General features: G+C 63.5%; 14 protein-coding genes. 6 read left to right on the top strand and 8 right to left on the bottom strand.

The genetic code is table 11. From position 1 onward, the window contains the following. Positions 1–217 precede the first annotated feature (217 nt). Entirely contained in the window at positions 218–1,396 is a 1,179-nt protein-coding gene (locus IFT99_RS02435) for an MFS transporter (RefSeq protein WP_192130298.1), read from the top strand. A gap of 8 nt (positions 1,397–1,404) precedes the next feature. On the opposite strand, the gene IFT99_RS02430 is transcribed toward IFT99_RS02435, so the two are convergent. After that, on the bottom strand, positions 1,405–1,815 hold the full coding sequence (locus tag IFT99_RS02430; RefSeq protein ID WP_192130297.1) for a MerR family transcriptional regulator: 411 nt from the start codon (positions 1,813–1,815) through the stop codon (positions 1,405–1,407). A gap of 149 nt (positions 1,816–1,964) precedes the next feature. Here IFT99_RS02430 and IFT99_RS02425 point away from each other — a divergent pair, with 149 nt between their 5' ends. Then, entirely contained in the window at positions 1,965–2,339 is a 375-nt protein-coding gene (locus tag IFT99_RS02425) for a hypothetical protein (protein ID WP_244656863.1), read from the top strand. A 52-nt stretch (positions 2,340–2,391) separates the two neighbouring features. Here IFT99_RS02425 and IFT99_RS02420 read toward each other — a convergent pair whose 3' ends face one another. Beyond that, positions 2,392–3,279 (bottom strand): LysR family transcriptional regulator, encoded by an 888-nt coding sequence (locus IFT99_RS02420; protein WP_065988825.1) that lies wholly within the window; start codon positions 3,277–3,279, stop codon positions 2,392–2,394. A gap of 103 nt (positions 3,280–3,382) precedes the next feature. Between IFT99_RS02420 and IFT99_RS02415 the strand changes: the two genes are divergently transcribed. The 3 genes from IFT99_RS02415 (at position 3,383) to IFT99_RS02405 (ending at position 5,265) form a co-directional block, all read left to right on the top strand. Next, positions 3,383–4,045 carry an NADPH-dependent F420 reductase gene (locus IFT99_RS02415; RefSeq protein ID WP_192130296.1) on the top strand — a complete coding sequence of 221 codons (663 nt, stop codon included), beginning with the start codon at positions 3,383–3,385 and terminating at the stop codon, positions 4,043–4,045. A gap of 95 nt (positions 4,046–4,140) precedes the next feature. After that, on the top strand, positions 4,141–4,770 hold the full coding sequence (locus tag IFT99_RS02410; RefSeq protein WP_192130295.1) for a LysE family translocator: 630 nt from the start codon (positions 4,141–4,143) through the stop codon (positions 4,768–4,770). A gap of 60 nt (positions 4,771–4,830) precedes the next feature. Beyond that, positions 4,831–5,265 carry a GNAT family acetyltransferase gene (locus tag IFT99_RS02405; protein WP_192130294.1) on the top strand — a complete coding sequence of 145 codons (435 nt, stop codon included), beginning with the start codon at positions 4,831–4,833 and terminating at the stop codon, positions 5,263–5,265. Positions 5,266–5,352: 87 nt separating this feature from the next. Here the strand turns inward: IFT99_RS02405 and copM are convergent, their stop codons facing one another. Next, a complete protein-coding gene (gene copM / locus IFT99_RS02400) occupies positions 5,353–5,694 on the bottom strand; it encodes a CopM family metallochaperone (RefSeq protein ID WP_065988821.1) in 342 nt (113 codons plus the stop codon). 452 nt (positions 5,695–6,146) lie between these two features. Between copM and IFT99_RS02395 the strand changes: the two genes are divergently transcribed. Then, a complete protein-coding gene (locus IFT99_RS02395; RefSeq protein WP_192130514.1) occupies positions 6,147–8,633 on the top strand; it encodes a hybrid sensor histidine kinase/response regulator in 2,487 nt (828 codons plus the stop codon). A gap of 30 nt (positions 8,634–8,663) precedes the next feature. Here IFT99_RS02395 and IFT99_RS02390 read toward each other — a convergent pair whose 3' ends face one another. From IFT99_RS02390 to IFT99_RS02370, 5 genes are all read right to left on the bottom strand, one after another. Further along, complete coding sequence (locus tag IFT99_RS02390) at positions 8,664–13,889, bottom strand: DUF4011 domain-containing protein (protein ID WP_192130293.1); 5,226 nt, start codon at positions 13,887–13,889, stop codon at positions 8,664–8,666. Positions 13,890–14,068: 179 nt separating this feature from the next. Further along, complete coding sequence (locus tag IFT99_RS02385) at positions 14,069–15,262, bottom strand: ABC transporter substrate-binding protein (RefSeq protein ID WP_192130292.1); 1,194 nt, start codon at positions 15,260–15,262, stop codon at positions 14,069–14,071. Next, positions 15,259–16,263, bottom strand: coding sequence for a CobW family GTP-binding protein (locus IFT99_RS02380; RefSeq protein ID WP_192130291.1), 1,005 nt, complete (start codon positions 16,261–16,263; stop codon positions 15,259–15,261). The genes IFT99_RS02385 and IFT99_RS02380 overlap by 4 nt, the downstream gene beginning before the upstream one ends. Then, a complete protein-coding gene (locus IFT99_RS02375; RefSeq protein WP_065989066.1) occupies positions 16,260–16,559 on the bottom strand; it encodes a hypothetical protein in 300 nt (99 codons plus the stop codon). The genes IFT99_RS02380 and IFT99_RS02375 overlap by 4 nt, the downstream gene beginning before the upstream one ends. 67 nt (positions 16,560–16,626) lie before the next feature. Next, a complete protein-coding gene (locus IFT99_RS02370) occupies positions 16,627–17,373 on the bottom strand; it encodes an SDR family NAD(P)-dependent oxidoreductase (protein WP_192130290.1) in 747 nt (248 codons plus the stop codon). Positions 17,374–17,425 lie beyond the last annotated feature (52 nt).

The raw sequence follows: 17,425 nt of genomic DNA, 5'->3' as shown, positions 1-17,425 counted from the left end.
TGCACGACGGGCTCGGTTTGGAGCCAGGGGGTTGCCTGATACAGCAATTGCTTCCACGTTCTGGGAATTGACGCGGGACGAATGGCTGGCGATGCAAGCGCGGGCCTCGGGATGATGCAACAGCCCCAATTTTCCAGGGACAGTGACTTGATTGCCTGTTGACCTGCCCCGTCTCAATCCCTAGGGTAGCCGGCCTTCTTTACCCCTCGGGAAACCCATGTCCAGCCGCAGCAAGCTCCCCTCCACCGTCTACCTTCTGGGCCTGACGATTTTCTCGCTGGTGACGGCCGAGTTCATGGTCGCCGGCATGATGCCGGCACTGGCCGACGCGTTCTCGGTCAGTCTCGCCCAGGTCGGCAACCTGATCGCCTTTTACGCCTTGGGCATGGCGATCGGCGGCCCGCTTGTGACCGTCCTGCTGCTGTCAAAAGGCGTCAGCAACAAACGCTCTTTGATCGCGCTGCTCGTCTGTTATGTGGTCGCCGGCGCAGTCGCAGCGGCCGCGCAAAGTTATCTGGTGCTCGCTGCTGCTCGCGTGGTCATGGGCATCTCCAGTGCCGTCTGCATCGGTTTGTGCATGACGGTGTGCGCAGGCCTCGTGACGCCGGAACGTCGCGGTCGGGCGGTGTCGGTGGTCCTTGCCGGGCTGATGCTGTCCCCGGTCGTAGGCGTGCCGCTGACTACATGGGTCGAGCAACACTTTGGCTGGCGTGCGAGCGCCTGGCTGGTGGTGGTGCTGGCGATGCTGTGCACGGTGCTGGCGAGCAAGCGCCTGCCGGCGAGCGCCAACGGCAGCGAACCGCCACTGCGCCAACAAGTCGCCGACATGAAGAACCCGCCCCTCTGGGCGGCGTACGTCACCAGCGGGTTGATCATCGGCGCGACCTTTGCCGCCTTCAGCTATTGCACGCCCATTTTGATTCAGGAAGTCGGCGTCGCGCCGAAATTCGTCGCACCGCTGCTGGCGCTGTACGGCGTCGCGAACGTGCTGGGCAACTGGGTGGTGGGCCGGCTGGCGGACCGCTACATGATGGCGATCGTCGGCTGGGGCTTGGCAATCATGGTGCTGGCGTTATCGGGCTTCGCCCTGGCCGGGGATCATCTGTGGCTCAACCTGATGTGCTTCCTTGCCCTCGGACTGACCGGTGTGGCACTGAATCCTGCGATGGTGGCGCGCGTCATGAAAGCGGCCGAGCCCGGCGCGCTGGTGAACATCATGCACACCTCGGTCATCACCGCCGGACTGGCGTTCGGTAGCTGGGCGGGCGGTGTGACGATCGACGCAGGCCTGGGTTTGCGCTCGCCGCTCTGGGTCGGTGCGGCCATGGCCCTGGCAGGATTGCTGAGCCTGGTGCGGCCGATAGCGATGCGTCGCAGCCAGGCGCTGTGCGACTGAAAGCGGCGTTAGGGACGGCCGGGCATTGCCTGGTGATGCGCCCTTCCGGGCGAGTCAGCGGCGCCATTGCCCAACAGCGGACAGACCTGCCCGGCCCGCTCGGCCAGCAGATTGCGCAGCGCGTGCATCTGCCCGATGCGCTCGTCCAGCAACGCGATTTTCTCGCTGAATAATCGAGCGAGCAGGTCGCTGGAGACCTGCTCGCTGTTCCACAGCAACGGCAGGTTTTCGCCGATCTCCTTCAGCGAAAACCCCAGCTGCTGCGCCAGCTTGATGTACCCCACCAGCTGCAGGGTCTCCTGCGGATAATGCCGGTAGCCATTGGCACTGCGCCGGGGTTTGATCAGGCCTTTCTCCTCATAAAACCGCAACGCGTCCACAGACACGCCAGCGTGCAGTGCCACTTCACCTATTTTCATAACGTTCAATGCTCACGTTGACTCTGGACCCAAGACCAGGCTTTAGCCTGCGGGCTCAACTCTGAGGGATGATCATGATCAACGCAAAGACCAACAGGCACCTTGTCAGAGGCAGCGCCGTTTACGACTTGATAATGACGGCAGGCTTCATGACGCCCTGGACTGCAACATGGGTGTTCAGCGCCTTTGCCGCGCTTTCGGCCGCTCTGGCACTGGAGCGGCCCGTGCCTGTGCTGGACGTCAGCGGGATGCTGTTCGCCAACCTGCTTGGCAGCGTGGTGGTGGTCTGGTCGTTGTGGCGCCTCGCGCAACCGAGCCGCCGCATCGGGTTATACGACGCACTGGCGAGAACGCTGTTCGCGATCTGGCAGCTTTATGCAGTCGCTCAGGGAGCGAGTTTTCTGATTCTCGGGTTTACGGTTTTCGAGGTGCTGTTTGTTGTTGCACAGGTCTGGCCGGTCTGGCATTCAGGACAAGCCAGCCAGAGGGAGAAACAGGCGCCAGCGTCGTCCGGGGGGCACTAAACGGAATAGCTGCGTCCTCGAACCAAGCGCGGCGCCCACCTGCACGAAGCGCTCAACCGAACCGCAGCAGTGCCGCATCAATAAACCGGCGCAGCTTGGCCGTTCGCTGCCGGCTCCCGGTGTACAGCATATGCAGGGGCCGGCTCGGCGCCTCATAGTCAGGCAATACTCGCACCAGCTCGCCACTGCGCAAGGCAGGCTCCAGGAATATCAGCGGGCCGAGCACGATGCCGAAGCCGTCCAGCGCGGCCGAGAGCAGCGCGCGGCTCTCGTTGACCCTCAATCGGCTGGCCACCTGAACCCGCGCCACCGTCGAGCCCTTGCAGAACACCCACTCGCGGTCAGTCGGCTGCGACCACCAGGCGTAGCCCAGGCACTCATGCTGGCTCAGGTCCTGCGGACGTTGCGGCACACCGCGTTCTGCCAGATAGCCAGGCGCCGCGCAGGCCACCAGTTGATACGGCGCCAACGGCCGGGCGGTCAGGCTGGACACCTCCACCGGGCCGATCCTGAATGCGATGTCAAACCCCTCCTCCACCAGATCAACGAAGCGATCGGTCAACTGCAGATCGATTTCAATCTCGGGGTGCAGCCGCAGGAATGTCGTGACGAAGGGCATCAGGCGAGAGGAGCCGAAGGTGATGGGCGCGCTGATTTTCAACTTGCCGCGCGGGGTGTCATTCATCATCTCGCCAAGGGAATCCGCCGCTCTCGCTTCACTGAGAATGTGTTTGCAACGCTCCAGATACGCCTGGCCCAGTTCGGTCAGACTCTGGCGTCGAGTGGTGCGGTTCAGCAACCGCGCGCCGAGCCGATGCTCTAGCGCAGCGACATGTTTGGCCACCATCTGCGGCGACAGCCCCATTCGCTCGGCCGCTTTGGCGTAAGACCCGCACTCCGCTGCCGTGACGAAGGCTTCCATGCTGCTGAGACGGTCCATGATTCAACACTCCTGGTAGCGAGACTAAGCGGCTGATGATTATTTATCTGCCGCTGGTTCGCAATCATCATGGCCGCTTCCAGCACATCATCGGAGTTATCACATGCGCATCGGCATCATCGGGGCAGGCTTCATCGGGCGCGCAGTGGCGCAGTTGTTCATCACGGCTGGCCATGAAGTCATGATCAGCAATTCGCGTGGGCCTGAAACCCTGGAAAATGTGGCCACCGAGATCCCGCAGGCTCGAATTGGCACCATCCAAGATGCAACACGCTTTGGCGATGTTGTTCTCGTGGCGATTCCCTTCAAGCACTACCCAACCCTGCCCGCCGAATGGCTTGCGGGTAAAACGGTGCTGGATGCCAACAACTACTATCCCGACCAGGATGGCCCCATCCCGGCGCTGGACAGGTTCGAAACCACCACCAGCCGGCTGCTCGCCGAGCATCTGCCTCGCGCCCATGTGGTGAAGGTGTTCAATGCGATCCTGGCCGATGACCTGATGCGCGATGCTCGCCCAGTTAAAGCGCACGACCGACGCGCACTGCCGGTCGCCGCAGATGACCCTGCGGCGAAAGCGCTGGCCATACAGCTACTGGACGAGGTGGGATTTGACGCGGTCGACGCCGGCAACCTTGACGAGAGCTGGCGATTCGAACGGGCCAAGCCCGCTTACTGCATTCCGTTAAGCAAGGAGGCGCTGAAGGCCGCGCTGGCCAAGGCAGAAAGGCGCATTGAATTACCCCATGGGTCGTGGCGCCACTGAATGACGTCATCCCGCAAAGCCCTCCAGAGAAGCGCCACCGTCCGGTAACATGCGTGCCTGCACTAGCCGTTTACATGACCTCGGGAAGGGACGTGATGATTGATCTCTCGGTATTACTGCTTTTCGCTGGCGCCTGCTTGGCGCTCACGCTGACACCGGGCCCGGACATGCTGTTGATTGCATCGCGGAGCATGAGCCAGGGCATAGCATCAGGTTTCGTTTCACTGGTGGGCATTCAGGTGGGCACCTATTGTCACGCGCTGGCTGCCGCACTCGGGCTGTCGCAATTGTTGATCAATGTGCCCGCCGCTTACGACGCGGTGCGGTTCGCGGGGGCTGCCTATCTGGTTTTTCTCGCCTGGAAAGCGTTCAGCGCCCCGTCGCCGCTGCATGCTGATGCTGACCTTGCGCCCACGCCGCTTCTGAGTATTTTCCGGCAGGGATTGGTGACCAATCTGCTCAACCCGAAAATGGCACTGTTCGTCTTGGCGTTATTTCCGCAGTTCGTTGATCCAACGAAAGCCTCGCTGGTCGTGCAGATGCTGATATTCGCCACGGTTTTGAATGTCATCGGTTTACTGGTGAACGGCGCAGTCATCCTCCTGGCCAGTCGGATCGGGCACAAGCTGGCGACCAATGTCCGTATCGCCAAGCGGCTGAATCAGGTGCTGGGTGCGGTTTTTTTGGGGCTGGCCTGTCGGCTGGCACTGGTCTCGGGACGATAAGTCGCGAGTGCAGGCGCAGAAAATCCCTTCGCCCACTACCGCTGAATAAGGAGCCTGACCATGGCTGGCATTACCGACTACTCCGACGCGCTGCATCGCCAGGCCGTGATCGAACTCTGGAACGCTGTATTCGGCTACGAAACCGCCCATAACACGCCCGGCCTCGCCATCGACAAAAAGCTGGCCGTTGCGGACGGTCTGTTCTTTGTTGCCCTGACGGACAATGAGGTGGTGGGTACTGTTCTGGCCGGGTACGACGGGCACCGCGGATGGCTGTATGCGGTGGCGGTGCACCCCTCACATCGCAGAAAAGGCGTGGGCGTGCAGTTGGTTCGTCATGCCGAGCACGCCCTGACATTGCGGGGGTGCATGAAAATCAACCTGCAGATCGTCAGCGCCAATGCCAGCGTCGAGGCGTTCTATGAGTCTGTGGGTTACTCAACCGAACCGCGCATCAGCATGGGCAAGAAAATCGACTCGAACATCACGAATTGATGCGCACGCAGCAGCGCCTGCGTTGCCCTGCCACGCCGCATGGGCGGACATCAGCGCCCCTGATCAGGGGCGCAGGGTTTTGCCGCTTTACTTGGCCGGATGCGCTTTCAGCCAGGCCTTCATCTGCGCGATTTCCGCCGCCTGCGCCGCCACAATCTTGCGCGCCAGTTCCAGCATCTCGGGATCCTTGCCGTATTTGAGCTCGATCTTCGCCATCTCCACTGCGCCTTCGTGGTGAGGCAGCATGCCCGCCGCGAAGGCAACGTCAGGATCGTCGCTCATCATCCCGTGATGCATGTCGTCCTTCATGGCGCCCATCGATTGCTGGTAGGCCTCATGCATCTGTTTGACGTCCTCCGCCTGATCGGCCCTGACGGCGGTTACGGCAAGCAGAGCAATCACGCTGACAACGGCGGCAATCTTTTTCATGACGAAGCATCCTGGATGAGAGTTGAGACGAAGCGGTCACGCTAGACCTTTCCACTGCGGCAAGGTCAAGGGCATTGAGCAGCCCATCGCCGCAGGCTCGATCAACACCGCCAAAACCAACGGAACAGACGCCCCGTCGGGCCTGGCAAATCACCCCTGTGGCTGGAACCTTTGTCTTTCTGCGCGAGTCCTTTCTGAAGCCGAATTGCATTCTGCCAGCATGCAGCGTAAAACGCTGGCCGCCGATACTGCTGGATCAACCGGCTGATGCAGTCCCGGAGGGCCGATGGCGCCCCCCGGTCTCAGGTCATAACGTTACGTTTACAGGTGGACACTTGAAGCATTTGACCCGGGAAGCCCTTGAGGCTGAAGTCATCCAGTTGCGTTCGGCATTGAAGAAAAGTGAAGCCCTCAGGCTGGAAAGCCTGTGCACCGGCATTCGACAGAATGCGATGGCGGGCTCGATCGACACTGCGGTTGAGCCCGCAGTCGACGGCGTGGCCGAGCAAGCGATCGAAGAGGCTCAGACCCGGTACCGCCTCGCGGTAAAGGCCACCAACGATGCCATCTGGGACTGGGACCTGAAAGACAACCACGTCCTGTGGAACGACGCCCTGGAACGGGTCTACGGGCATCCGCTCGCCACCATCGCCATGACCGGCGACTGGTGGATGGCACAGATTCACGCCGATGACAGGCAGCGCATCGTCACCTCGATCCACGACGTGATAGACGGCAGGCTGACAGGCTGGAGCGAAGAGTACCGGTTTCAAAGGGTGGACGGCACTTACGCCCAGGTCCTCGACCGCGGGCACGTCATCCGGGATGCTCAAGGCCAGGCGGTGCGCATGATCGGCGCAATGCTCGACCTTACGCCCATCCGCGACACCGAAGCGGCCCTGCGTCAGAGCGAGGAACGGTTCAGGACCATTCTGGAGACGGTCGATGCCGCCTTCGCCATCGTTCAGGTCAAGTTCGATGCCAATGACTATCCGGTCGACTATCGCTTTGTTGAAGCCAACCCGGCATTTGAACGTGAGGCTGGCGTCAACCTGCGGGGCAAATGGGTCAGAGAATTTGCCCCGGATCTGGAGCAATTCTGGTTCGACACCTATGGGCGGGTGGCCAAGACCCGTGTACCGGCCACCTTCGAAAGCTATGCCAAAGCCTTTCAGCGCTGGTTTGACGTGCGCGCCGTGCCCGTCGGCGATCCCGCCGAATGTCAGATCGCGATCATCTTCAATGACGTGACGGGGCGGCGGGATGCCGAGGAACGTTTGCGCCAGAGCGAAGCCATCGCCCGCGCCAACGTCGAGCGCGTGCAGCTGGCGCTTGAGGCCGGGGCGATTTTCGGCACGTGGCACTGGGACCTGCCCAACGACAGTTTCACCGTGGACGAAGCCTTCGCCCGGGCCTTTGGACTCGATCCGATGCTGGGCCACGAAGGGCTTAGCCTGGAGCAGGTGGTGGCAACCGTCCATCCCGAAGACCGGGCGGGGCTCATGACAGCGATCAACGAAGCGCTGGGTCGCGGCGGTGCCTACGCCCATCAATACCGGGTGCGTCGGGCGGACGGCAAATACTACTGGATCGAGGCCAACGGGCGCGTCAACTTCAGCGAGGACGGTCTCCCCCTCAGTTTTCCGGGCGTCTTGATCGATGTGGAAGAGCGGCGTTCGGTGGAAGCCCAGCGCGACCTGGCGATCGCTGCCCTGCGCACCCTCAACGACACCCTTGAACAGCGCGTGGCTGAACGCACCGCAGCCTTGATGCAGGCCGAAGAGAAACTTCGTCAGTCGCAGAAAATGGAAGCAGTGGGTCAACTCACGGGCGGGCTTGCCCATGACTTCAACAACTTGCTCGCGGGCATCTCCGGCTCGCTGGAATTGTTGAGCGCACGGTTTGCCCAGGGTCGTCTGACGGATGTCGACCGTTACCTGACCACGGCGCAAGGCGCCACCAAGCGGGCTGCCGCCCTGACCCACCGACTGCTGGCGTTCTCCCGCCGGCAAACACTCGATCCCCGCCCTACCGAGATCAACAGCCTCGTCGAAGGCATGACCGAGCTGATTCAGCGCACCGTGGGCCCCAGCATCACCGTGCAGACCGTCGGCTCGCCGGACAGCTGCGTGGCCTTGGTCGACGCGAGCCAGCTGGAAAATGCGCTGCTGAATCTGTGCATCAACTCGCGGGATGCCATGCAGGACGGTGGCAGCATCACCATCGAAACCCGCTGGCAGGTCGTGGGCTCCGCCGAAGCGCCGCTGCTGGAGGTCTCCGAGGGCGAATACCTGACCCTCAGCGTCACAGACACCGGGACCGGCATGCCGGCCAACGTCGTGGCGAAAGCATTCGACCCTTTCTTCACCACCAAACCCATCGGCCAGGGCACGGGACTGGGCCTCTCGATGATTTACGGTTTCGCCAAGCAATCCGGGGGGCAGGTTCGCATCGCCTCTGTGGTCGGGCAAGGCACCACGCTGTGCATCTACCTGCCCCGCCACCACGGGAATCCCGGCGCCCATGAAGCGCACATCCCGAATGCCGCCACCCAGACGGCTGGCGTTGGCGAGACGATTCTGGTTGTGGACGATGAACCCACGGTGCGCATGCTGGTGACAGAGGTGCTGGGCGAGCTGGGCTATTCCGTCATGGAGGCGGCGGACAGTGCCAGCGGACTGACGCTGCTTCGCTCGGACGTGCGCGTCGACATGCTCGTCACCGATGTGGGTTTGCCCGGCGGGATGAACGGACGCCAGATGGCCGACGCCGCGCGCGAACTCCGTCCGGGACTCAAAACGCTGTTCATCACCGGCTACGCGGAAAGCGCGGCCATCGGCGCCAACCAGCTTGAGCCTGGCATGCATGTGCTGACCAAGCCCTTCGCCATTGAAACCCTGGCCGCTCGCGTGCGCGAACTGATGAACACGCCGATGTAACCCTCACTCCGCACGCGCCGATCAGGCCCCTTACACCGGGTCCTTGTCGGCCACTGCCGGCGCAGCGACGGCTTCATCAACCCGTTCGGCCGCGCTGTCCCGTCGTGATTGATCCAGCAGATCGTTCAGCGCGACGTGCAGTTCTTGCAACGCCCCGTGTTTATCCACCCACCAGTCGGTGGACCACAGCCGCAGCAGGTTCCAGCCCAGTCCGGTGAGAATCGCCCCGCGCACTTTGTCCCGGTCCCGGGCAGTGGCCGCGCTGTGATAGGTGGCACCGTCGCACTCAACACCCGCCAGGTAGTCGCCCGGACGATCAGGGTGAACGATGCCCAGATCGATGCGGAAACGTGACACGCCGATCTGCGGTACGACCTGCCAGCCCAGACGCCGCAGCCCTTGGGCGACCGCCTCCTCGAACGGCGAGTCATAGCCGCCGACCGAGCCTTGTATCGCCTCGGCCAGCGCTTTCGGCCCACGTTGAGCGAACTCGATGAAGTGCTTCAAATCCCGCACGGCCCGCGCGTTGGTCCGATTGAGGTCGATCATCGACGGATCGAACGAGGTGAACACCAGCATTTCCCGCCGGGACCGGGTGATGGCAACGTTGAGCCGGCGCCAGCCGCCGTCCTTGTTGAGCGGCCCGAAGTTCATCGACATCACCGGCGCACCGGGTTCGGTGGGGCCATAACCAATGCCGAGCATGATCAGGTCACGCTCGTCGCCCTGGACCGTTTCTAGGTTTTTGACCACCACCGGCTCGGTCTGGGTGTCCTGGAAGAACGGCTCGATCTGCGGGTATTGCTTGCGGGCCGCGTCCAGCAGGTCGTTGATCAGCTTCTGCTGATCGGAGTTGAGGGTGATGATGCCGATGGAATACCCCGCCGCCACAAACCCGGGGTCGGTGAGGCGCTTGACGGTTTCATCGACGATGGCTTGGGCTTCGGCCTGGTTGTAACGCCCCTTGCCTTTCGCGTAGACGCCCTCGACCTTGCGCCACTCGACCGCACTGGCGCGGGTTTCCGCGGCCGGGAAGGTGATCAGGTTGCTGTCGTAATAACGGTGATTGGAGAAGGCAATCAGGCTTTCATGGCGACTGCGGTAGTGCCAGCTCAGACTGTGACTCGGCACCCCTGCCCCCAGGCATTCGTCGAGAATGCTTTCCATGTCTTCGGCGGTGTCGTCGTCACCGGCGTTCGGGCCACGGTTGAAGAAGTTGGTGGGCGGCATCTGCCGGGGGTCACCGGCGATGATCACCTGCTTGCCCCGGGCAATCGAACCAATGGCGTCCCACGGCGCGATTTGCGACGCCTCGTCGAAGATCACCAGGTCGAACGGCGGCTGATCGGCGGGCAGGAACTGCGCGATCGACAACGGGCTCATGAGCATGCAAGGGGCCAGGCAATTCAGCGCATCGCCCATCTCGATCGCCAGCTGCCGGACCGGTTTGTGCCGGCGCGACTTCTGCAGCTCGTGTTTGAGAATGGCAAAGCCGCTGCTTTTGGGAATGTCGTTCTTGGACGGAATCAATCCGCAGAGTTTGGCGCGGATATAGCGCACGGTCAGTTTCGCCAGCTCGTCGTCCAGGCGCACGAAGGTGCTGATGTCACTCATGTGCTCGGCCGCGACGAAATTGCGCAGCAACGGTTCGCCGTCGATGCCCTGGGTGGCGAACCAATGGGCATAGGCCGTGACGAAGGTCTCCTCGGTGGCAGACGGCAACAGACTGCCGACTTCCAGTTCCTTGGCAAGATTGGCCAGGCCGGCCTCGGCCGCCTGTTCGCGCACCCGGCACCAGTCGCACCACGCCTTGAGCTGCTCTTCCTGCTGCTGGATGGCAAGTGACGTCGCCCGAAGTGTCGCCACGCTCAGGGACGTTTGAGTGCTTGTGCACGCCAGCGCGGCGAACAAACGCACGGCCGCCTCAACGCGGGACAACCCCTGCTGCAAGGTCGATACCGCGGTAGCGAGTTGGCCATTCGGCGCCAGCATGTCGTTCGCGTCGATCACCAGACGCGCCACGGCGCCGCGCAAGGCAACCAGGTGTTCGGGTGATTCGGCCATCCCGATCAGCCTGCCGCGCAACCCCTCGGCCAGGGTCACGGCCTGCAGCGTGCGCACCGGGTCGCTCTTCAGCCCTTGCCAGCCAGGGATCGATTGCATGTCGCTGGCCAACGCGTCCATTTCCAGCAGCTGGGCGTGCAGGCGTTCAAAAATAGCGAGGTCGCCGACGGTGTCCGGCAGGCCCGCCGCGCCACCGAGCGAGGCAAGTTTCTTCGCCACCTTTTTCTGGGCCAGCGTCCCCAGGAACCAGAACTTGCCCTCGGCGTCGTGCCACTCACCGCGCAGTTGCGCGACCGGCACACGGCGGCACGCTTCATCGGCGTAATCCAGTGACAGGGTCTCTTCAAGCTCCCGATAGCTCTCGAGCAACTGGCAACTGCGCCGGGCGGCTTCGATACGCGCGGCAGCGTCGGGTGCAAAGGCAAACGACAGGTTCAGGCCATGGGATTCAAGGATCAGGGCGACAAGATCATGCAGCTGCTGGACCTGAGCCACTTCAGCCACCGGCAACGGCACGTGGGTCAGTGCCAGCAGCCGCTCACTGGCGGCGTTCAATTCATCGAGGGACGGGGGCACTTCCCGTGCGGCACCGGCAATCTGTGCCTGCCAGGCGTTCGACCATTGGGTCTGCGCCAGGGCGCCAAACTTACCTGACAGGTCGCGGGCGGCACTGCCATTGAGTCCCAGGCGACGGGCGAGATCCAGCAACCCGGCGTACTCGGCCCCATCGTGTTCCGTGCCCGTTTCCCAGGCCAGCCTTGGCGTCTGCGGGCTGTGATCGCGAACCACCCGGCCGATGGACTGGTGCAGGGTCAGGCCGTTATCCCAGCGTCGGTGCAGCACGTCGACCAGTTGATTGAGCCGTGAGCGCAGGGCCTGCAACCGCGCGGCTTCACGCTCCCATTCCTCGGCGCTCAACGCTTCACTCACGTCCCAGGCGCGGTCCAGCTGCTTGAGCACTTCAACCTTCGACGCCTTGCTGGAATGCAGCTCCAGACAGAACTCGCCGAGGCCCTTTTCCGCCAGGCGCCTAAACACCACGTCAAGGGCCGCGCGTTTCTCCGCCACGAACAGCACCCGCCGACCGAGGGCCAGGTTGTGGGCAATCATGTTGGCGATGGTCTGGGATTTACCGGTGCCGGGCGGACCGTCCATGACAAAGCTATGGGTGCTGGCCGATGCCACCACCGCTGCCACTTGCGACGAATCGGCCGGCAAGGGTGCGAACAGCTGCGCCGGCGTCACGGTCGCATCCAGACGCTCGGGCCGGGGGAATTCGGCCGAACCGGAAAAGCCTTCTCCCGCCGTGTCGGGGTCCAGCAGATGCTTGACCAGAGGGCTTTGCAGCAGCTGCGCCGCGTTGGCGTTCAGGTCTTTCCACATCAGGTATTTGGCGAACGAGAAGGTGCCCATCACCAGTTCGGTGCTCACCTCGAATCCGGGAATATCGCGCACGGCCCGGCGCACGCTGTTCCAGATGCCGGCCACATCAATGCCGCTGCCATCGCTGGGCAGCTCACCGTCCAGCCCGGGGATCAACAGCTCGAAATCGTGGCGCAGCAGCTCAAGCAAGGTCAGGTTGAAACGCGGCTCTTCGTCGAGCAGGCTCAGGGTGACGCCGGACAAGGCGCTTTTACGCTCGAGTTTGACCGGCAACAGAATCAGCGGCGCGGAATAGGTTTTCGGGTCGTCGGCGCTTTTCTTCCACTTCAGGAAGCCGATGGCCAGGAACAGCGTGTTGGCCCCGCCTTCCTCCAGATCGCTGCGGGCCTTGCGAAACAGGTCGATCAGCGTGGCTTCCAGCTTGACCTTCTCCAGACTGGCCAGGACTTCGCCGCGCGCCAGTGCCTGACGGGCCACTTCGTCGACCAGGCTTTCGTTGTTCTGCTGTTCATACAGGGTCTCATCGCGGCCGCCGCTTTTCAGGTCAGGGACGGCCACCACGCGGATGCGCTGACCGCTGGAGAGCAGGTCTTCGAGGGCCGCAGGGTCGGGGCACAGCAGACGCACGCCTTTGGCGCTGTCCGGCAAATGCAGCAGACGATTGCGCGTGGTCAGGTCGAGCAGTTTGCGTTGCCACAGCGTCAGCTTCCCGGCCGGGCCCGAGGCGTCTTCATTGATCTCGACATCGAACCCTGGCAGCGACGGCGCTTCCTCCAGCCCCTCAATCACGGGCGGTGCATCGTCGGCCCCATCGACCGGGACAGCTGACACCAGCGCCATCGGGCGAATCTTCTGCATCCGGGCGCGGTGCACATCCACAGCCATGATGAACTGCTCATCGTCGAGCTCCCGTTCGGCGGCAGCCACCGCACGGGAAAAACTCGGCGCCGGCGCCTGGGTCGCCAGGGTCGTCTCGAACACCAGCATTTCTTTCAAATCGAGACGCTTGCGCACGGCCGACGCTTCATCGGTCAGCAACTGGGAAAATTCCTGCGGCTGCAACCAGACACCGGCGAACGCGTGCCCCTTGGTCATGACCAGCAACGCATTCAACCCGGCCTGCTCCAGCGCGGCCGCGAACAACAGTGCGGTATCCAGGCACGTCGCCACGCCGTTTTCCAGCACCACACTCGGCGGTCGGATTTTCTGGCCCTGCTGCTCGAAACTGGCGGGCGGCAGCGCATAGCTCAGTTGGAAGCTGCACACCCCCGACCAGATGGCGGAAGCCAGCTCCCAGGTGCGAGTGCGGGATTTGCTTTCGTAGCCGTCGATGCCGTCTTTCTTGCCGGCGCGGCGCAAGACCTGCGAGGCGGCTTTGAGCACCCGGTCCACTGCGGGGTCGTTGGGCATGCAGAACGCGGCGAGCAACTCCGGCATCGCGCTCAACCCGCCCCATTCGGTGCGGGCGAGCAGTTCGGTGGGGAAGCGCTGCTCGACGAGCACCGTCTCGCCCTGGGACACGCGCATGACCACGTCGGCGTTCAGGCTTTCCGTCAGGCCGGACAGGTAACCGGCGTTCAGCTTGATGTCGCGATCAGAGACGCTGAGGCGATCACCGGGATCGATGCGGTCAATATTCCAGCTTCGGCTTTCAACGAAGTCCGGGTCAGTGCTTAAGGTCAGTACCAGGTTTTCAAGGGTGGTTTCTTCCTGGTTCCAGAGGCTCAATTCGCGCACGAGGGGAACGGCATTCTGGTGGGAGGCGAAGCCGATCTTGCGGGCGATCAGCGCTTCAATCTTGATGTTCATTCACGGGATCCTGAAGCTACGAGCGCTGGCCTCCTGTAGAGGCCGCCAAATGGCGCCTATAGTCCATGAGTAATCGATGGTTGTGAACGTGTTTATCGGCTAATCAGCCAGCCGGGCATTTTGCAGGGGCGCCAGCGCAGCGGTCCGCAACGCCCCGGCTTACGGCCCGCGCCAGGGCTTCACTGCCTGCGCGTGCCTTTGCTGCCGGCCCGGGAGATGTCCCCCCAGCGGCGCACCAGGTAGTTGTGTTCATCCATCACGGCATTCCACACCGCAATGTGGCCCATGCGCTGCTCGTAAGAGCCGCCATCGCGCACTTCGCCGATGTCGATCAGCGGCAAGCCGTCGCTGCCCATCAGCTGTTCCCGGGCGGGCAGCCCGGCGTACCAGTAATCCCACTCGGCCGCGCTCATGTGTTCGCGGCTGCGGGCCGGATTGCCGATGTAATAACCCTGGCGGGCCATGACCGCGCCGGGCCAGCCGGACAGCCACCAGTTCAGATACGCATAGGCCGCGTCGAGTACCGCGCCCTTGGCATGGCGCGACAGGGACAACCCGCCGAACCAGCCGCGATAGCCCTCACGCGGGACGGCGACCCGGTATTTCACGCCGGCGCGATGCAAGCGCACCAGGGTCGGCGACCACAGGCTCTGGATATCGATGGTCGGGTGCAACATCAGCTCCGCCGCTTCTTCATCGTCAGACCAGAACGCGCCGAACATGCCCTGCCCCTGCTTGCGCACGAGGATGTCGGCCAGCACGTCGATCTCTTCGATGCTCAGGTTGCCGATGTCGTTGAACTGCGCCAGCCCGGCGCCTTGCACCGCCAGTGCAGCGTCGAGCGCGCCAATGGCCGCGTCGCTTTGCAGCGCCACCCGTCCACACCACGCCGGATCAACCAGCCAGCCCCAGCTCTCGTCCGCCGAACTGAAACCGGCGGGAAGGCGCTCGGGGCGATAGGCGAAACTGTCGGCGTTGTGGGTCAGTGGCAACATGCTGATCCGCTCACTTACCGCGCTGCCGAGGCTGCCGTCGTGCTGCACGAACAGGCGCTCGCTGGGCACGCTGCCGCTGCCGAGCCGGTCACTGGCCGACAGCCTGCCGCGCTTGGGCAAGTCATTGATCTCGTGCCACAAAGCGACACGGCGGGTGTCGATGGGCTGGATGGCGCGGGCGGGCCAGACGAAATCCACGTTGTGGAACCACTGGTCATAGAGGTCGTAGCTGTCGGGCTGCATGACCGCGATGCGCTGGGCGGTCTGCACGTCATGCACCTGATACACCAGCTTGATGCCCAGGTCCTCTTCGGCGCGCACGCGCAGGGATTCAAGCAGCGTCACCGAGGTGCCCAGGACCCGCAGCGTCACCGTCATGCCAGCGCTTCCCGGGGTGCCGGCGCCAGGCGGTCGGTGAACGCCTCGAAGGAGCGGCGCAGCAGCGCGGTGTCCAGCCCGCGCACGATAAACACCAATCGCGAACGACGGTCGTCGCCGGGCCATTGCGGCAGGTGCACCGGCGCATGCAGGCAATGCTGCACACCATGAATGACGACGGGGGCGTGGCTGTTGTTCACGTTAAGCAGTCCTTTGACGCGCAGGATTCGTTCGCCGTGGCATCTTAGCAGCATGGACAGCCAGACCCCGAAAGCGACCCAGTCCAACGGACGTTCGAAGGTCAGGCAGCAGACCTGCGCTTCGCCATGGCGGGCGGGTGTCGAGCGCACGGCCATCAGGTGCCAGCGCGCGACTTCCTGCGCGGGATCACTGCTGTGCAGCCCGTCACCGAGCAGCAGTTGATCGCCACTCTGAATGGCATCCGTGGTCAGCACCGGCGCGGGGTTGATCGACTGCAAACGCCGCTGCAGCGATCGCAGCGCATCGTCATCGGCGAGGTCGGCCTTGCTGATCAGCAGTCGGTCGGCGGCGGCGACTTGGGCCATCCATTCCGGGTGCAGGCGTTCCTGCAGCGCGGCATGGCTGGCATCGACCACGGTCACCACCAGACCGATGTGCACCCGCCCGCGCAGGTGCGGGTCATTGTTGATGGTGGCGAGAATGGGCGCGGGATCGGCCAGGCCCGTGGTCTCCAGCAGGATGCGTCGGAACGCGGGCACTTCACCTTTTGCCCGGCGCTGGAGCAAGTCGGTCAGGGCATCGCGCAATTCGCCGCGAATGGAGCAACAGACGCAGCCGCTGGGCAGCAGGACGGTGTCCGGCGCGACCCCTTCCACCAGCAGGTGATCGATGCCGACATCGCCGAACTCATTGATCAACAGCGCCGTGTCGCCGAGGGTTTCGCCCTGCAGCAGGCGCTTGAGCAAGGTGGTCTTGCCGCTGCCGAGAAAACCGGTGATGACGTTCAGGGCGATGCTCATGGGTGCTGCTCCAGGTGGTCCAGCAGTCGTTCATCCAGGGGGTCCAGCGGGCGGCCGATCAACTGCTCGGCCCGTTGCCACAGTTGGTCGAGACCGCTGGCCAGTTCCTGCTTGCCGGTGGCGCCGAGCAGCAGGTAGGAGACGCCCTGAAAGTCCTCGACCTTCAGACGAAACGGCGCCACCACCTTGTTGATCGCGGCGATCCGGCGCAGGCGTTCGCGGCGACGGGGCAATTCGTCGCCGAGGGGGTCGCTCCAGTGCACGTCTTCGCCCAGCAAGCCGCAGAGTCCACACATGGTCATTCGCTCCTGCTTTATTTGGTGATGAGCTATTCGCGGCTGCTCTGTTCTTCTCGCCTGGACATCAGGGCATCACATCGCCGGAGTTCGGCCCCAGGGTCTGGCCGACGAACAGATTGCCTCCCGGCTCGCTGGCCAGCAGCACGGCGACGGGCGCCACTTCTTCCGCCAGACCAAAGCGCCCCAGGGGCAGCTCCGCCGCCTTGGCGGTTTTCCAGGCGCTGCTGATCCCGGCCACCAGCGGCGTTTCGATCGGGCCCGGCGCAACGGCGTTGACCAGCACGTTGTCCTTGGCCACTTCCAGGGCGAGGGATTTGCTGAAGCCGATCACCCCGGCCTTGGCCGCCGCGTAATGGGTCAGCTCGGCGCCGCCCTTGATGCCCAGCTGTGACGCGACGTTGATGATGCGTCCCCAGCGCTGCGCCAGCATATGCGGCAAGGCGCGCTGACTGGCGATGAACACGCTGGTGAGGTCGACCCGCAGCATGTCATTCCACATGTCCAGGGTCAGGTCGACACAGCGGGCCTGGGTGAGCATGCCGGCGTTGTTGACCAGAATATCGATGCCGCCAAAGTGCTGAACGCAGGCGTCGACGCCGGCCTGCGCGCCCTCGACGGTGCCGACATCGGCGACGCTTTCGACCACCTCGACGCCCAACTCGCGGCAGTGCTGGGCGGTGTTAGCCAGGGTGACGGCGTCGCGATCGGCCAGGACCAGCCGCGCGCCCTGCTCGGCATACGCCCGGGCGATGGCGGCGCCGATGCCGCTGCCTGCGCCGGTAATCACCGCGCGTTTATTGACCAGTTGCATGGTGCTTCCTCTTTCAGTCTGCGGCTTGTGGCGCAATCAATAGCGGATCGGC

The organism is Pseudomonas sp. CFBP 8772, from assembly GCF_014841665.1.
GTDB lineage: Bacteria > Pseudomonadota > Gammaproteobacteria > Pseudomonadales > Pseudomonadaceae > Aquipseudomonas > Aquipseudomonas graminis_B.
This window is presented reverse-complemented; position numbering and strand designations above follow the sequence as displayed.

What these genes read in the sequence shown, in the direction of transcription:
- IFT99_RS02435 (WP_192130298.1), top strand. Translation starts at nt 218, where the DNA reads ATGTCCAGCCGCAGCAAGCTCCCCTCCACCGTCTACCTTCTGGGCCTG.
- IFT99_RS02430 (WP_192130297.1), bottom strand. Translation starts at nt 1,815, where the DNA reads ATGAAAATAGGTGAAGTGGCACTGCACGCTGGCGTGTCTGTGGACGCG.
- IFT99_RS02425 (WP_244656863.1), top strand. Translation starts at nt 1,965, where the DNA reads ATGACGCCCTGGACTGCAACATGGGTGTTCAGCGCCTTTGCCGCGCTT.
- IFT99_RS02420 (WP_065988825.1), bottom strand. Translation starts at nt 3,279, where the DNA reads ATGGACCGTCTCAGCAGCATGGAAGCCTTCGTCACGGCAGCGGAGTGC.
- IFT99_RS02415 (WP_192130296.1), top strand. Translation starts at nt 3,383, where the DNA reads ATGCGCATCGGCATCATCGGGGCAGGCTTCATCGGGCGCGCAGTGGCG.
- IFT99_RS02410 (WP_192130295.1), top strand. Translation starts at nt 4,141, where the DNA reads ATGATTGATCTCTCGGTATTACTGCTTTTCGCTGGCGCCTGCTTGGCG.
- IFT99_RS02405 (WP_192130294.1), top strand. Translation starts at nt 4,831, where the DNA reads ATGGCTGGCATTACCGACTACTCCGACGCGCTGCATCGCCAGGCCGTG.
- copM (WP_065988821.1), bottom strand. Translation starts at nt 5,694, where the DNA reads ATGAAAAAGATTGCCGCCGTTGTCAGCGTGATTGCTCTGCTTGCCGTA.
- IFT99_RS02395 (WP_192130514.1), top strand. Translation starts at nt 6,147, where the DNA reads ATGGCGGGCTCGATCGACACTGCGGTTGAGCCCGCAGTCGACGGCGTG.
- IFT99_RS02390 (WP_192130293.1), bottom strand. Translation starts at nt 13,889, where the DNA reads ATGAACATCAAGATTGAAGCGCTGATCGCCCGCAAGATCGGCTTCGCC.
- IFT99_RS02385 (WP_192130292.1), bottom strand. Translation starts at nt 15,262, where the DNA reads ATGACGGTGACGCTGCGGGTCCTGGGCACCTCGGTGACGCTGCTTGAA.
- IFT99_RS02380 (WP_192130291.1), bottom strand. Translation starts at nt 16,263, where the DNA reads ATGAGCATCGCCCTGAACGTCATCACCGGTTTTCTCGGCAGCGGCAAG.
- IFT99_RS02375 (WP_065989066.1), bottom strand. Translation starts at nt 16,559, where the DNA reads ATGTGTGGACTCTGCGGCTTGCTGGGCGAAGACGTGCACTGGAGCGAC.
- IFT99_RS02370 (WP_192130290.1), bottom strand. Translation starts at nt 17,373, where the DNA reads ATGCAACTGGTCAATAAACGCGCGGTGATTACCGGCGCAGGCAGCGGC.